This window comes from Kitasatospora sp. NPDC048239 (assembly GCF_043202015.1).
In the GTDB taxonomy this organism is placed as follows: Bacteria; Actinomycetota; Actinomycetes; order Streptomycetales; family Streptomycetaceae; genus Kitasatospora.
This window is the reverse complement of the sequence record NZ_JBICZP010000013.1, coordinates 123,209-137,836: the sequence shown is the minus strand read 5'-3', so window position 1 is coordinate 137,836 and position 14,628 is coordinate 123,209. Positions and strand designations below refer to the sequence as shown.

The 14,628-nt window shown below is 72.7% G+C and carries 12 protein-coding genes; 3 read left to right on the top strand and 9 right to left on the bottom strand.

The genetic code is table 11. The annotated features are described in order from the left end of the window. Window positions 1-14: 14 nt before the first annotated feature. Window positions 15-1,235: a glycosyltransferase family 2 protein gene (locus ACGFZP_RS29415; protein ID WP_392938874.1), complete on the bottom strand. Its 1,221-nt coding sequence runs from the start codon at window positions 1,233-1,235 to the stop codon at window positions 15-17. 253 nt (window positions 1,236-1,488) lie between these two features. On the opposite strand from ACGFZP_RS29415, the gene ACGFZP_RS29410 reads away from it, so the two are divergent. Beyond that, the gene (locus tag ACGFZP_RS29410) at window positions 1,489-2,946 is read left to right on the top strand and encodes an FAD-dependent monooxygenase (protein WP_392938872.1); all 1,458 of its coding nucleotides are present in this window, start codon (window positions 1,489-1,491) and stop codon (window positions 2,944-2,946) included. Window positions 2,947-3,042: 96 nt separating this feature from the next. Here the strand turns inward: ACGFZP_RS29410 and ACGFZP_RS29405 are convergent, their stop codons facing one another. The 3 genes from ACGFZP_RS29405 to ACGFZP_RS29395 are packed head-to-tail and all read right to left on the bottom strand — an operon-like array spanning window position 3,043 to window position 5,692. Beyond that, on the bottom strand, window positions 3,043-4,002 hold the full coding sequence (locus tag ACGFZP_RS29405; RefSeq protein WP_392938870.1) for an ATP-binding cassette domain-containing protein: 960 nt from the start codon (window positions 4,000-4,002) through the stop codon (window positions 3,043-3,045). 9 nt (window positions 4,003-4,011) lie between these two features. Continuing rightward, complete coding sequence (locus ACGFZP_RS29400; RefSeq protein WP_392938869.1) at window positions 4,012-4,839, bottom strand: ABC transporter permease; 828 nt, start codon at window positions 4,837-4,839, stop codon at window positions 4,012-4,014. Further along, the gene (locus ACGFZP_RS29395) at window positions 4,832-5,692 is read right to left on the bottom strand and encodes an ABC transporter permease (protein ID WP_392938868.1); all 861 of its coding nucleotides are present in this window, start codon (window positions 5,690-5,692) and stop codon (window positions 4,832-4,834) included. The genes ACGFZP_RS29400 and ACGFZP_RS29395 overlap by 8 nt, the downstream gene beginning before the upstream one ends. A gap of 279 nt (window positions 5,693-5,971) precedes the next feature. On the opposite strand from ACGFZP_RS29395, the gene ACGFZP_RS29390 reads away from it, so the two are divergent. Beyond that, window positions 5,972-8,338 carry a transglycosylase domain-containing protein gene (locus ACGFZP_RS29390; protein WP_392938867.1) on the top strand — a complete coding sequence of 789 codons (2,367 nt, stop codon included), beginning with the start codon at window positions 5,972-5,974 and terminating at the stop codon, window positions 8,336-8,338. A gap of 40 nt (window positions 8,339-8,378) precedes the next feature. Here the strand turns inward: ACGFZP_RS29390 and ACGFZP_RS29385 are convergent, their stop codons facing one another. The 3 genes from ACGFZP_RS29385 to ACGFZP_RS29375 form a co-directional block, all read right to left on the bottom strand. Then, window positions 8,379-9,554: a winged helix DNA-binding domain-containing protein gene (locus tag ACGFZP_RS29385; protein ID WP_392938865.1), complete on the bottom strand. Its 1,176-nt coding sequence runs from the start codon at window positions 9,552-9,554 to the stop codon at window positions 8,379-8,381. Window positions 9,555-9,679: 125 nt separating this feature from the next. After that, a complete protein-coding gene (locus ACGFZP_RS29380; protein WP_380264418.1) occupies window positions 9,680-9,982 on the bottom strand; it encodes a GroES family chaperonin in 303 nt (100 codons plus the stop codon). A gap of 254 nt (window positions 9,983-10,236) precedes the next feature. After that, window positions 10,237-10,578, bottom strand: a complete 342-nt coding sequence (locus ACGFZP_RS29375) for a DUF3618 domain-containing protein (RefSeq protein WP_392938864.1) — start codon at window positions 10,576-10,578, stop codon at window positions 10,237-10,239. Window positions 10,579-10,722: 144 nt separating this feature from the next. Between ACGFZP_RS29375 and bcp the strand changes: the two genes are divergently transcribed. Further along, complete coding sequence (bcp, locus tag ACGFZP_RS29370; protein WP_392938863.1) at window positions 10,723-11,199, top strand: thioredoxin-dependent thiol peroxidase; 477 nt, start codon at window positions 10,723-10,725, stop codon at window positions 11,197-11,199. A gap of 109 nt (window positions 11,200-11,308) precedes the next feature. Here the strand turns inward: bcp and ACGFZP_RS29365 are convergent, their stop codons facing one another. Then, complete coding sequence (locus tag ACGFZP_RS29365; RefSeq protein ID WP_392939018.1) at window positions 11,309-13,708, bottom strand: chitinase C-terminal domain-containing protein; 2,400 nt, start codon at window positions 13,706-13,708, stop codon at window positions 11,309-11,311. Between the two features lie 268 nt (window positions 13,709-13,976). Continuing rightward, a complete protein-coding gene (locus ACGFZP_RS29360) occupies window positions 13,977-14,573 on the bottom strand; it encodes a CGNR zinc finger domain-containing protein (RefSeq protein WP_392938861.1) in 597 nt (198 codons plus the stop codon). Window positions 14,574-14,628: the final 55 nt, after the last annotated feature.

Here is a 14,628-nt window from a genome sequence, read left to right as displayed (position 1 = left end):
CGGGCTCACCGGGCTCACCGCCGGCCTCCGTTCACGCTCGCGGCCAGCCGCCGCCAGGCCGGGTAGCGCCGCAGCCTGCGGCGCAGGACGGCGGGCACCGCGCCGCGCCAGACCTGCTGGACCAGGGTGGGGGGCGGCGGGTCCGGCGGCGCCTCGGCGAGCAGGAACAGCTCGTCGGGCAGGGCGAGTGCGGCGTCCCGGAAGGCCGGGTAGCCCGCGTAGTGGCGGCGCCCGTCGACCACGACCGGCGGGTCGCCGTGCCCGGCCTCGTACCGGATCAGCTCCCGAAGGGCCTCGATCCTTCCGGTGGCGGCGAGTTCGAGCCGCAGCCGGTCGGCCACCGGGAGCCGGTCGTACACCTCGCGGGCGCCGAACTGCCGTACCAGGTCGGCGACCCCGTCGCAGATCCGGCGCTGGAGCTCCTCGGGTTGGCGCAGCAGGTCGGCCTGGAGCAGCTGCGGCACCTCCCAGCCGAAGTGCCTGGCCCTGATGGCGTCCAACTGCGGCCCCGGGGCTGCGTGTTCGGCGGCGACCCACTGGACGGCGGCGACCCCGCGCAGCCGGTCCAGGGAGCCGGCCCGCTGGGTGACGTTGCCGCGGTCCTCGCGCAGCACCAGGAAGTAGTAGTCGTAGTCGGCGAGGACGGAGATCCGGCCGGCCCGCAGACAGGCCGCCAGGGTGAACGGCTGGTCCGAGTAGACCTTCAAGTCCTCGTTGCGGGCGAGGTTGTGGCGCCTGAGCGGCTCCAGCCGGAACAGTTTGGTGTCGGCGAGCGCCCAGGCCAGCGCGGAGTCCTCGAAGCCGACCGAGGCGGCCGTGGCGGCGAAGATGCCCTGCGGGACCAACCGCCCGTTCACGCCGACCTGTTTGGGGATGAGCACGTCCGACCCCCAGGTGTCGGCGGCCGTCACCATCCGCTCCAGCGCCTCGGCGCCGAGCCAGTCGTCGGCGCCGAGGAAGAGCACGTACCGGCCGCGGGCGAGGGCCAGGCCCCGGTTGGTCGGCGCGGCCGGGCCGCCGGAGTTCGGCTGGTGCAGCACCGTGAACAGGCCCGGGTGGCGGGCCGCGTAGTCGTCCAGGAGGGCCCCGCCGCCGTCCGTCGAGCCGTCGTCGACCGCGACCACCTCCATGCGCGCCGGCCCGATGGTCTGCCCGACGAGCGAGTCCAGGCAGGCGGTCAGATACGGCATGGTGTTGTAGACCGCGATCACCACGGTCACGTCGGGTACGGTCATCGGGCGCTGCCCCTTCAACTACATTCCGTCGAGCGATGCAACGTCAACTCGGCCATGTGCCAAGGGGTCACGTCCGCCACCCGCACGGGTGAGGAAGGTGAACTGCCGTACGGCCGCACGGGCGGGCGGTCGAATCCACACCGGGGCCACCACCACAGGGGACGGCGGGTGTCGCACCACGGGGAGCCGACGAGGGCACCCGGGGCCGGCGGGTGTCGCGGGGCGCGCTCTCGCATCGACGAAGGGAAAGACAATGGAGCAGGTCATCGTGGTGGGTGCCGGGCCGGTGGGCCTCTGGCTCGCGGCCGAGCTACGGCTGGGCGGCGTCCCGGTCACGGTACTGGAGGCCCGCACCGAACGGGACCCGCACTCCAAGGCGCTCACCGTCCACCCGCGCACCCTTGAGGTGCTGGCCTTCCGCGGCATCGTGGACCGCTTCGTCGCCTCCGGCCGGCCGCTGCCCGACGGCCACTTCGCCCTGCTGGACGACCGGGTGGACTTCCGGACGCTCGACACGCCGTTCCCGTTCACCCTGGCGCTGGCCCAGGCCCGCACCGAGGAGCTGCTGGAGGAGCACGCCGTGGCCGCGGGTGCCCGGGTGCTGCGCGGCCACCGCGTCACCGGGCTCACCCAGGACGCCGACGGGGTGACCGTGCAGGTGGCGGGCCCGGACGGCGAGGAGCGGCTGCGGGCCGCCTACGTGGTCGGCTGCGACGGCACCAGAAGCACCGTCCGCACCGCCGCCGGGATCGACTTCCCCGGTACCGGCACCACCACCTGGGGCTGGCTGTGCGACGTCGTCCTGGACGAGCCGCCCGCCCGGCCGCTCAACGTCTCCGGCCAGAACGGCGGGGTGATGGTCCTCCCGCTCCCCGGCGGCGTCCACCGCCTGCTCGGCGGCGACCCCGACTACGTCCGCGTCGAGCGGCCCGAGGACCTCACCATCGAGGCCCTGCGCACCAAGGTCAGCCGGATCGCCGGCACCGACTTCGGGATGCGCGACCCGCGCTGGATCTCGGTGTTCGGCAACGCCACCCACCAGGCCGCCCAGTACCGTTCAGGCCGCGTCCTGCTGGCCGGCGACGCCGCGCACATGCACTTCCCGGCCGGGGGCGCCGGGCTGAACGTCGGCATCCAGGACGCCACCAACCTCGGCTGGAAGCTCGCGGCCGAGGTGGCCGGCACCGCGCCCGAGGGCCTGCTCGACAGCTACCACGCCGAGCGCCACCCCGTCGGCGCCGACCTCCTGCTGATCACCCGCGCGCAGACGGCGCTGGTCACCGCGTACACCCCGGAGGGGCAGGCGCTGCGCACCCTGCTCAGCGAACTCATCGCCGAGGTACCGGAGTTCTCGGACAACCTGGCCGGCCGGCTCTCCGCCCTCGCGGTCGCCTACCCGTCGACCGACCCGCAGGCCCATCCGCTGACCGGCGGCCGCGCCCCGGACCTGGCGTTCACCGGGGGCGGCAGCACCCTCTTCGAGCTGCTCCGCGACGGCCGGCACGTCCTGCTCGACCTGCGCGAGGAGCCGGGCGAGCCGCTCGGGATCCCCTGCCACGCCGCCGCCCTGGCCGATCCGCGGCCCGAGTGGTCGGCCGTCCGGGCGGTTCTCGTCCGCCCGGACGGCCACCTCGCCTGGGTGGGTGAGGAGAAGGCGGACGACGAGCTCGCGGCCGCCGCGCGGCAGGCCGTGGCCGCCACCGTCCGCTGAGGCGCGGCCGTGCGGCCGCCCCGGGCCGGCTCAGGCCGAGCCGTCCCGGGGCGGCCCCCGCCAACCCCTCGACTCCAGGGCTCCCAACGCCTCACCTCAGCCGATCGCCACCTCGGCGTACATCCGCGCGATGACGTCCTCGATGGCGGGCTCGCGGACCGACAGGTCGACCAACGGGTACCGGTCGGCGACCGCCGCGACGATGGGCGCGGCGCTCGCCTGCGCGGGGAAGGCCAGCCACTGGCGGGGCCCCTCGACCTTCACCACCCTGGCCCCGGCGACCTCGATCGCCGGGCGCGCCTCGGCGAGGTCCACCACCAGCGTCCGCTCGCTCTCGCCGGCCGCGTGCAGCCCCTCCAGACCGCCGTCGTAGACCACCCGGCCGTGGTCGATGACCATCACCCGGTCGCTCAGCTGCTCGATGTCCGTCAGGTCGTGCGTGGTGAGCAGCACCGTGGTGCCCTGCTCGCGGTTCACCTCGCGCAGGAACTCCCGGACCCGCCCCTTGCTGACCACGTCCAGGCCGATCGTCGGCTCGTCCAGGTACAGCACCTGCGGGTCGTGCAGCAGCGCCGCCGCGAGGTCCCCGCGCATCCGCTGGCCGAGCGAGAGCTGGCGGACCGGGGTGTCCAGCAGGGCGCCCAGGTCGAGCAGTTCGACGCAGCGGTCGAGGTTGGCCCGGTAGCGCGGGTCGGGGATCCGGTAGATCCGGCGGGCCAGTTCGAAGGAGTCGCGCAGCGGGAGGTCCCACCAGAGCGTGGTCCGCTGCCCGAACACGACGCCGATCCGCCGGGCGAGGTCCACCCGTTCGCGGGCCGGGTCGACGCCCGCCACCTGCAGCCGCCCGCTGGTCGGGACGAGGATGCCGGTGAGCATCTTGATGGTGGTCGACTTCCCCGCGCCGTTGGGGCCGATGTAGCCGACGCACTCCCCCGCCTCGACGGTGAAGCTCAGCCCGTCCACGGCCCGCACCTCGCGCTTCTCGCGCCGCAGCCGGCCGGTCCTGGCCCGGACGGTGAAGGTCCGGCGGACGTCCTCTAGTTCGATCAGTGCCATGGGGACTCCTTAGTTTCCGGTGCCGCGGTAGGCGCGCAGGCCCGCGCGCCAGGCCAGGCCGGCCGCGGCGCAGCTGACCACGGCGGCCACCGGCGAGGCGTACTGGAAGGCGACGGGCAGCCCGAGCGGGTCGGGGCGGTCGAGGATGTGCAGGGCGGGCAGCCAGTTGACGAAGGCCAGCGGCACCCCGAACACCGCCCCCGCCACCAGCTCCTTGGCGAAGACGGTCGGCGGGTAGTGCAGCAGGGTCGCGCCGCCGTAGGTGAAGGCGTTCTGGATCTCCCTGGCCTCGCCCCACCAGAACTGGAGGGTCGCGAAGCCCACGAAGACCGCCCCGAAGATGGCCGTCCCGCAGACCAGCAGCACCGGCACGAGGAGTACCCGGTCCCAGGTCCAGGCCACGTCCAGGGCGGGCAGCGACCAGGCCAGCACCGCCAGCGACTGCAGCGGCCGGCCGAGCCGGCGCAGCGAGAAGCGCTCGGCGCAGACCTGGGCGAGCGCCGGGGCCGGGCGGATCAGCATGGTGTCCAGCGTCCCGGCGTTGATCCGCTGGCCGAGGCCCTCGACGCTGCCGACCAGCAGGTTGGCCATGCCGAGCGCGAAGCCGGAGGTGCCGTAGAGGAAGCCGAGTTCGGGCAGGGTCCAGCCGCCGAGCGTGTCGGTGTGCTGGAACATCAGCAGCACGACGACGAAGTCCAGGAAGGTCACGCAGAGGCTCGCGGCCAGCATCAGTACGAAGGACGCCCGGTAGGACATCATCGAGCGGGTCCACATCCCGGCCGTGAGCCACCAGGCGCGCAGCGCCCACCGGGTGCGGCCGAGGGTCGTCTCAGCCACCCTGGACCACCACCCTGCGGGTGGCGAGCTGCTGCACCGCGCGGCCCGCGGCCAGCAGCACCAGTGCCCAGGCCAGCTGGAAGCCGAGCTCGCCGAGCAGCTCCGCGCCGGAGCTCCGCTCCAGGAAGACGTCCGTCGGCACCTGCACCAGCGCGGCCCACGGCAGCGCGGGGGCGATCCAGCCGAGCCAGCCGGGGAACAGGGCGAGCGGCAGCAGCATCCCGGAGAAGAACATCGACACCACCAGCATCACCGAGCGCACCCCCTCGGAGTCGTGCAGCCAGAAGCCGGTGAGCGACACCAGGAACCGCAGCCCGAAGCTGACGACCACCGCCAGCAGTACGGAGAGCAGGAACACCGCCCAGGTCAGCGGCTGTTCGGGCAGCCGGGTCGAGAAGACCAGCGCGCCCGCGAGCATCGGCAGTACGCCGCGCCCGAGCAGGTGGAAGGCGGCCCGGCCGAGGTCGGTGGCCAGCCACCAGCCCTGGAAGTCGACCGGACGGTAGAGGTCGACGGCGATGTCGCCGCTGCGGAAGCGGTCCTGGACGTCGTCCTGGAAGCCGCCGCCCCAGACCGCGACGGTGACCAGCAGAGCCTGGCTGACCCAGATGTAGGTGACGGCCTCGCTCTGGTCGTAGCCGCCGAGGCCGGGGCGGGCCTGCCAGAGGGCCAGGAAGGTGTAGGCGAGGATGAAGCCGAAGACGGTGTTGGTGAACGCGCCGGCGAGGGTGGCGGCGCGGTAGGTGGAGTAGCGACGGAAGGCCCCGCTCGCGACGGCGAGGTAGAGGCGGGCGGTGCCGCCGGTATCCGGAGGGGGCCTGAGCTGCGTCGCAGCCGGCACAGCATTCGGCATATTGTCTCCTTGTCGACAAATACGGGCAGGCGGAAGCGCCCCGAGCAGGCACCGACGCCCAGGCACCGGCGCCGACCCGCCGGGCATCGGCGCACGCCGGAACGGCCCCGACCGGCCGGACCCGGGGGTACCGGGCCACGCGGGCGGAGCTGGACACGACGGACGCACGAAACCGGGTGCGCTATATGGTTTGCACCTTTCACCGTACCGTCGCCGATCACGCCACGCACCCGTATTTTCCAGCGCCTGATCGCGGATCAAATAGCACATAATCGCGGCATGACCATGAGGGCAGACCACAGCACCCGCCGCCAGGCCAAGCGGGCCGCCCGCCGCCAGGCCCGCCGCGCCCTGCCGCTGTGGCGCCGGCTGCTGCCGACCTGGCGGGTTACCCTCGGCGCCCTCACCGCCGTCCTGCTCCTCGCCGTCGGCTCCTTCGCCGTGCTCTACCTGATCGTCCCGGTGCCCGACGCCAACGCCCACGCCGTCGCCCAGAACAACATCTACCTCTACTCCGACGGCACCACCGAGATCGCCCGCACCGGCGCCGTCAACCGCACCGACGTCACCATCGCCCAGATCCCCCTCGACACCCAGCACGCCGTCGTCGCCGCCGAGGACCGCACCTTCTACCGCAACGGCGGCGTCGACCTGAAGGGCATGGTCCGGGCCGGCTGGAACACCCTGACCGGCAAGGGCATGCAGGGCGGCTCCACCATCACCCAGCAGTACGTCAAGAACTACTACCTCACCCAGAGCAAGACCATCGAACGCAAGGGCCGCGAACTCCTCATCGCCCTCAAGGTCGACCAGCAGCTCGACAAGAACCAGATCCTCGCCGGGTACCTCAACAGCAGCTACTTCGGCCGCAACGCCTACGGCATCCAGAGCGCCGCCCACGCCTACTACGGCGTCGACACCTCCCAGCTCAGCCTCGCCCAGGGCGCCTACCTCGCCGCCCTGCTCCAGGCCCCCAGCGCCTACGACGTCAAGACCGCGACCCCCGCCAACCGCGAGAAGGCCGTCGCCCGCTGGAACTACGCCCTCGACGGCATGGTCCAGCTCGGCTTCCTGCAGCCGGCCGACCGCGCCGCCCAGACCTTCCCCGACCCGATCGACCCGCAGCCCGCCACCGGCCTCGGCGGCCAGGCCGGCTACCTCGTCGGCGTCGCCGACGACTACCTCGTCTCCTCCGGCACCATCGACACCGCCACCCTCAAGGCCGGCGGCTGGCGGATCACCACCACCTTCGACAAGGACCGCCAGGAGGCCTTCGCCCACGCCGTCCAGCAGGAACTCACCGACGAACTCGACCCCCGGGCCCGGCCCACCACCGACACCGACGTCCGCGTCGCCGGCGCCTCCGTCGAACCCGCCACCGGCCGCGTGGTCGCCGTCTACGGCGGCCCCGACTACGCCAGGCAGCCCTACAACGACGCGCTGCGCCAGGACAACCAGATCGGCTCCACCTTCAAGCCCATCGACCTCGCCGCCGGCCTCAACTCCGGGCGCAGCAGCGGCGACGGCCGCCCCATCACCACCGAGACCCGCTACGACGGCACCAGCGAGCGGCCCGTCACCGACGGCCCCACCCCGTACGCGCCGCCCAACGAGGACGACATCGACTACGGCGAAATCACCCTGCGCTACGCCATGGTGAAGTCCGTCAACTCCGTCTACGCGCAGGAGGGCGTCGACGCCGGGCTCGCCCACGTCCGCGAGACCGCCATCCGGCTCGGCATCCCCGACAACGTCCCCGGCATGGACCCGGCCAACAGCTCGATGACCCTCGGCACCGCCACCCCCAGCGCCCTCAACCTGGCCGGCGCCTACGCCGCCTTCGCCAACCACGGTGAGGCGTACACCCCCTGGTCCGTCCTGGCGCTCGAACGCGCCACCTCCGGCGGCTCCATCGACGTCCCCAAGATGCCCGCCCACGTCGCCGCCACCGCCCTCGACCGGGGCACCGCCGACGCCGTCACCGACGTCCTGCGCGATGTCGTCAGCCCGCGCGGCACCGGCGCCGCCGCCCTCGGCCTCGACCGCCCGGCCGCCGGAAAGACCGGCACCACCGACTCCAACCTGTCCGCCTGGTTCGCCGGCTTCACGCCCGAACTCGCCACCACCGTCGGCATGTTCCGCGAGCACCCGAAGACCCACGCCAAGGAGCCGCTGACCGGCACCGCCGGACTCACCCGCATCAACGGCGGCGCGTTCCCCACCGAGATCTGGACGGCCTACATGGCCGACGCCCTCGACGGCACCGAAGTCCGGCAGTTCGACCTCCAGCCGAGCCGGGGCAGCACCCAGAGCGCCACCCCGACCGCCAGCGCGAGTGCCAGCCCGAGCCCCTCCCCCACACCGACGCCCAGCGCCACCGCCGCCACCGCCGCGCCCAGCGCCCCCGTCAGCAGGCCCGTCAGCACGCCGCCCCCCAGCACCGAACCGCCGGCCGCCCCCACCGAGCACACCCCGGACCCCGAGCCGGCGACCGCCCCCGGCTTCACCCCGGAACCCGCCGAGCCCCCGAAGCCGACCCCCACCCGGGAGACCACCCCCGCGCCCCGGCCGACCCCGACCAGGCCCACCGACCGGCCGAGCCCGACCGCCCCCGCGACCAGCCCGGCGGCCCCGCCCACGCCCTGACCCGCCGCGCGAAACCCGGGTCGCAGGGCGCAGGCGCCCGTCAGGCCACCAGCCCGCGCTCCAACGGCGTCCGGAACCGCGGCGTCACCCGCACCCCGTCCAGCCACCCCGACAGCCGCGCCGCCTCCACCCCGATCGCCGCCCGCGCCTCGGCCCCGACGTCCGACAGCAGCCGCCACACCACCTCGCCATCGGGGCGCTGCGCCCAACCGCCCACCACCCGGCCGCACCACCAGAGCGTCGGCCCCGCATTGCCCGCCCGGTCGAACAGCGCCGGGACGTCCTCCGGCCGCAGGTACCAGTCCCGCCCACGCCAGCCCATCATGCTCGGATCCAGCCCAGGCAGCAGCGCCGCCCAGGGCTCCGGCTCCGGCACCGCCCCGGCGTCCCCCGGCAGCACCAGCCCGGCCGCACCGCCCGCCAGCGCCACCTCCTCGGCGCCGACGTCGGCCAGCGCCTTACGGGTGTCCCCGAGCGTCCAGCCCGTCCACCACTTCACGTCCTCCACGGTGGCCGGCCCGAACGCGGCCAGCCAGCGCCGCACCACCTCGGCCTTCGCCTCCCGCACCGGCACCTCCGGCCACTGCGGCACCGGCGCCCACGGATAGCTGCTGCTGAGCCACGAACCGCGCGGACGGCACCGGCGCACGTGCCCGTCCGAGGCCAGCAGCCGCAGCAGCCGGCTGCCGACGCTCTGCTTCGCCTCGTACGGCTTGCCCGCCGCCATCAGCATCGTCTCGCGCAACGCCGGTACGTCCGCGCCGAGTTCACTCGTCGTCGCCTCACCGCGCCGATCCAGCGCGGCCAGTACGGCCTGCTCCGTCTCGGCGAGCCGCTGCTCGCTCCAGCCCTCGGCGAACTCCGCCAGGTGCTTCAGCAGCGTCGCCCGCTCCTTCGCCGCGATCGCCCGCGCCGTCGAGGAGCTCACATACGGCGCGAAGCCCTCCGTCACCGCGAACATCGTCCGCCGCATCGACAGCAGCTTCACCAGCGTGACGTCCTCGTACAGCGCCCGCTCCACCTCCGCCGCCGAGGGCTCGGCCAGCCGGGCACAGGCCGACAGGTAGACCGTGGCGGCATCGGTGGCGTGCAGCCCGACCACCGCGTCCGCCACCTCCTCCACGGTGGCCGCCCGCCGGGCGGGCGCCAGGAGATGGCGCCGCCCCAGCCTGGCACGGCGCTGCTCATCGCTGATCGAGGGCACTCGGCTGCTCATGGCGGGACCCTAGCGCCCGCCACCGACAGCGGCGGGCCGCCACGCACCCGGCGTGACGGCCCGCCGTCCGGACCACTCGAATCGTTCGGCCCTGTCTCCCGGCAGCGAACCACCCGGACCGCTGCTCAGAGGTAGAGACCCGTCGAGCCCTCCGCATCGCCGAAGCGCATCGCGGCCACCGCGTGCAGGTCGCGCTCGCGCAGCAGCACATAGGTGGCGCCGCGCACCTCGACCTCCAGCTTGTCCTCCGGGTCGTAGAGCACCCGGTCGCCCGGCTCGACGGACCGCACGCTCTGGCCGACCGCCACGGCCTCCGCCCAGGTGCACCGCTTGCTGAGCTCGGCGGTCGCGGGGATGAGGATGCCACCGGTCGAGCGGCGCTCACCCTCGGCGCCCTCGGTCTTCACCAGGACCCGGTCGTGCAGCATCTTGATCGGGAGCTTCTCGCCCAGCCGGTCGTGCCGCGGCGTTTCGGCCTGCTCGGGCTGCTGGGACCGCTCGGACTGCCTGGTCGGTTCGTGGTTCGTACTCACGCCCCGACGGTACCGCTCCCGGGCGCCCGGCGTGACGCTGGCCCGACATCCGAAAGACCCCGCGTCCGGCGCCGGACCCAGCGCCCGGACCGGGCCGGACATGCCGGAGGCCGGGCACACCGGCGCCCGGCCCCGTGCGACCCGGCGGATCAGTCCTTGCGGCGCTTGCGGGACGCGGCGACCAGCAGCACCAGGCCCACGCCCACCAGCGCGGCCGGCACGATCCGCTCCTTGCGCGGCCGGCCCTTCTCGTCCACGAACTGCGCCTTGGCCTTCTCCACGGCCCCGCTGGCCGCCACGTACGCCCGGCCGGCCTTCTCCTCCACCGCGGCCACGGCCTTCGCCTTGACCTGGGCGGTGATGGTGCTCGGGTGGACCCGCACGGCCAGCTCGTCCAGGGTCGCCGCCAGCTGGGTACGGGTACGCGCGATGTCCGCCTCGATCTGGGCGGTCGTCCGCGCCGCCTGGTCCTTCGTACTCGCCTCGCCCACTCGGGCCACCCCAATTCACTGATGTTGTCCTGTGCGACCAACCCAGTTTGTCAGCTGGCACGCGGGCACGCGCGGCCCCACCCACCATCGGGGGTAAGTTTGCCGTGGTACGACCAGCCGTCCACCCACCAGGAGAGTCCCACCGTGAGCGAGCGCCTCCAGACCGGTGACACCGCGCCTGCCTTCAGCCTGTCCGACGCCGACGGCAACCAGGTGTCCCTGGCCGAGCACCTCGGCCGCAAGGTGATCGTCTACTTCTACCCGGCCGCGCTCACCCCCGGGTGCACCAAGCAGGCCTGCGACTTCACCGACAACCTGGAGGCCTTCTCCGGCGCCGGGTACGACGTCATCGGCATCTCCCCGGACAAGCCGGAGAAGCTCGGCAGGTTCCGGGAGACCGAGGACCTCAAGGTCACCCTGCTCTCCGACCCGGACCACGCCGTCCTGGAGGCGTACGCCGCGTACGGCGAGAAGCAGAACTACGGCCGCACCTACGTCGGCGTGATCCGCTCCACCGTGATCGTCGACGAGCAGGGCAAGGTCGAGCGCGCGCTGTACAACGTCAAGGCCACCGGGCACGTCGCCAAGCTGCTGCGCGACCTCAAGGTCGACGCGGCCTGAGCCCGGGCGGCGGCGCCCCACCGGGCGGCCGCACAACGGAGCGGTGGCGGTGCACCCCCCGACCGGGTACACCGCCACCGCCGTTTCTCACCTCAGCGAGCCGCTGTCATCAGCAGGCCCCGAGGTCGCTCCAGACCCCCCAGGCGCCGCTGGCGCTGGGGTCGTCACCCTTGGTCCACCACTTGTTCTGGTAGTAGTGGCCCTTCCACGACACCTTGGTGGTGGCCGCGTAGGTGGTGCCCGCGTCCCAGCTCGGCGCGCCCGTGCAGGCACCCGAGGTCGGCGAGGAGGTCGCCGTCGGGGACGAGGTGGCCGTGGCCGTGGCGGTCGGCGAGGCGGTCGCCGTGGCGGTGGGCGAAGCCGTGGCGGTCGCGGTCGGCGAGGCGGTCGCGGTGGGCGAGGCCGTGGCGGTGGGCGACTGCGTCGGGCTCGGAGACGAGGTGCCGCCGGTCGCGCCGCGGGTCAGGTCGCCCTTCAGGCCGTACAGCGTGCCGGCGACGTTGACCGTCCAGTTCGACGGGGTCGAGACCGGCAGGTAGTAGGTGAAGTCCATGTCGATCGACGCACCCGGCGCCAGCGACTGCCAGCCCGGCAGCTTCACCGAGACGCGGTTGTAGGTGCCCTTGAGGCCGCCCGCGTTGCTGCCGGTGTGGTCCTGGCGGATCACCTGGAGGCCGAAGCCGGACTGGTCCTTGGCGTTGCCCGGGGCCGAGTTGCTGTAGTCGAACTGGAACTCGGTGCCGCCCGGCAGGGTCAGCGTCGAGTTGTTGACGATGTGGATCTTCGGGTTGATCGGGTAGTTCGAGTCACCCAGCGCGAAGTTGGTGAACGACACGTCGATCGGCAGGGTCTGCTGCGGCAGCGCGATCGTCGAACGGGTCGCACCGTACGCCGGGGCGGCCTTGAACTTGTCGTACATCAGCGAGGTCAGCGTCGAGCCGGGAACGTACTGGCCCTTGCCGCCGTTGGCGGCCGCGTCCCACTTGTAGTCGCCAGCGAGCTCCCAGATCATCGCGCCGCCGGCGCCCTGGTTGACGATGTAGTCGGCCTTCGCGCCGACCGACTGCTCGTCCTCGGTCGAGAGGAAGACCTTCTTGGTGTCGTTCCACAGCCACGGGGCCACCAGGCTGGAGCTGTAGTTGCGGGCGTAGGTGCCCTGCAGCGCGGTGTCGCTCAGGCCGTACTTGGAGAGGTAGTCGGGCACGACGCCCTTCTCCAGGTTCTTGGCGTGCCACATCGGGTTCGACCCGGCCGGGGACTCCTTGCCCGCGGTGTCCTTGTCGTTCCAGATGTTGTCGATGCCGACGGCGCCGTCACCGCACGCGGTCAGGCCGGAGCCGGCCGGGCAGCTGGTCGCGGCGGCGGTGCCCCAGAGGCCGTTGGTGCCACCGGTGACGTTCTTGAAGCCGCGGGTGTAGTACGGCAGGCCGACGTTGATCCGGCCGGCCGGCATCGCACCGCGGAAGTAGTGGTACGACCAGTCGGTGTTCAGGTAGCCGATGCCGCCGTACTGGCTGGTGCCGTAGACGTTGGCCGACGCCAGCTCGCCGTCCTTGCCGTCGTCGAACAGCGAGGCGTTCGGGCCGACGTACTTGTTCCAGGCGCCGTGCAGGTCGTACGACATGATGTTGACGTAGTCGAGGTACTGCGCCGGCTGGTAGGTCTCCATGCCGCGCAGCAGGTACCCGGAGGAGGGGGCCGCGACCGAGAGCAGGTAGTGCTTGCCGTCGGCGGCGCCGGCCCGGTCCAGCTTCTCGCGCAGCGTCTTCATCAGCGCCGCGTAGCCCTTGGCCAGCGAGCCGCGCCGGGCGTTGGCGAGGGTCCAGTCCTGCGGGTTGCCCGCGTCCTTCATCGAGGTCGCGTACTCGTAGTCGATGTCGACGCCGTTGAAGCCGTACTTCTTGATGAAGTCGACCGCCGAGGCGGAGAAGGTGTCGATGCCCGCCTGGTTGACGCTTCCGTCGGGGTTGGTGGTCACCGAGTAGAAGCCGCCGGAGTTGACCCGGTCGCCGGCGGAGTCGAAGTAGCCGCCGGTCTCGGTCCAACCGCCCACCGAGATCATGGTCTTGACGTTCGGGTACTGCTTCTTATACTTCGTCAGCAGGTTGAAGTGGCCCTTGTAGGGCAGCGTCGGGTCGAGCTCGGCGCCGGGCACGCCCGGGAAGGAGATCCCGGTGGCCTCGTTCTTGTCGTTGTCGTCGCCGACCGACAGCTTGTTGTCGCTGCCGATGTGCCCGAAGGCGTAGTTGAGGTGGGTGACCTTGTCCCAGGGGATGTCGCTCACCAGGTAGGGCTGCGTGCCGTCCTTGCCGGTGCGCCAGCCGGTGAAGTAGCCGATGATGCGGCGCTGGTGGTCCGCGCCCATCTTCTCGCGGCCCTCGGTGTCGTAGACGCTGCAGTAGGGGACGTCGACGCCGGGCGTCTGGTACATGCCGTCGGGGCGACAGGCCGCGTTGTCGACGGTGGCGGAGGCGGAGGCCTGGGAGGGCGCCGCACCCAGCGTCGCCATCAACAGGCCCGCCAGGCCGGCCGCGGCCAGCGAGGCCACGCCCGCCCGGGCCGCCGGGCTCTTCGCCCGGTTCGTGTGGCGGGCAGCGGTGGGACGCTGCTCGGCCGTGCTTCGGATCAACACTCGGTCCTCCGGGAGAGAGTGTCGGCGCGTACCTGTGGGGAGCACGCACGTGGGGGATTGGAGGTTGGCGCTGAAGCTATGTGGTCTGAACCACATAGGTCAATAGGTCTGTACCAATTGGTAATCAAATCCCCAACTCCGCCGGTCAAACCTCCGACTGGCGGCGACTGTGCCGGGCCACCCGCACCCGCGTCCCACACGCTGTCGAACACCACGCCCGACGTGCGTGTTGCTGCAGGAAGAACAGGATGCAGCCGGGCGCCGGACACGCCCTCAGCTGCTCCCGCCCACCCCCCGTCAACAGCTCCACCGCCGCCCGCGCCACCCGCGCCAACAACACCGGCCCGCGCTCCCCCGACAGACTCCGCCGCACCGGATCCCCCGCGCCCCCCGCCGGCAGCTCCACCCACCCAGGCGCCGCCCGCACCGCCGCGTTCACCACCGCCACGTCGGCCGGCTCCGCCGCCCCGCCGGCCACCACCGCCGTCAGCACGGCGCGCAACGCCCGCCGCAGCTCCAGGAACGCCGCCAGCTCCGCCGCCCCCAGCCGCCCCGACGGCGCACTCGCGAGGTCCAGCCCGACGGCGTGCCGCTCCACCCACTCCCCCAGGTCGGACGGCTCCACCAGCACGTCCACCAGATGGCCGCGCAGGCCGCCCCGGATGAAGGTGCTGTTCACCAGGTCCAGGGCGAGGTGCTCGCCACCGACCGGCATCTCGTCCACTGCGCCGCGCTCCACCATGCCCTAACGGTAACGCGGCTTGCTTTCAGTTAGCCACAACGACAGAATCAGCGAG

Excerpts from the sequence above, each read along its gene's own strand:
- ACGFZP_RS29415 (WP_392938874.1), bottom strand. The coding sequence starts at position 1,235 with ATGACCGTACCCGACGTGACCGTGGTGATCGCGGTCTACAACACCATG.
- ACGFZP_RS29410 (WP_392938872.1), top strand. The coding sequence starts at position 1,489 with ATGGAGCAGGTCATCGTGGTGGGTGCCGGGCCGGTGGGCCTCTGGCTC.
- ACGFZP_RS29405 (WP_392938870.1), bottom strand. The coding sequence starts at position 4,002 with ATGGCACTGATCGAACTAGAGGACGTCCGCCGGACCTTCACCGTCCGG.
- ACGFZP_RS29395 (WP_392938868.1), bottom strand. The coding sequence starts at position 5,692 with ATGCCGAATGCTGTGCCGGCTGCGACGCAGCTCAGGCCCCCTCCGGAT.
- ACGFZP_RS29390 (WP_392938867.1), top strand. The coding sequence starts at position 5,972 with ATGACCATGAGGGCAGACCACAGCACCCGCCGCCAGGCCAAGCGGGCC.
- ACGFZP_RS29385 (WP_392938865.1), bottom strand. The coding sequence starts at position 9,554 with ATGAGCAGCCGAGTGCCCTCGATCAGCGATGAGCAGCGCCGTGCCAGG.
- ACGFZP_RS29380 (WP_380264418.1), bottom strand. The coding sequence starts at position 9,982 with ATGCTGCACGACCGGGTCCTGGTGAAGACCGAGGGCGCCGAGGGTGAG.
- ACGFZP_RS29365 (WP_392939018.1), bottom strand. The coding sequence starts at position 13,708 with ATGGCGACGCTGGGTGCGGCGCCCTCCCAGGCCTCCGCCTCCGCCACC.
- ACGFZP_RS29360 (WP_392938861.1), bottom strand. The coding sequence starts at position 14,573 with ATGGTGGAGCGCGGCGCAGTGGACGAGATGCCGGTCGGTGGCGAGCAC.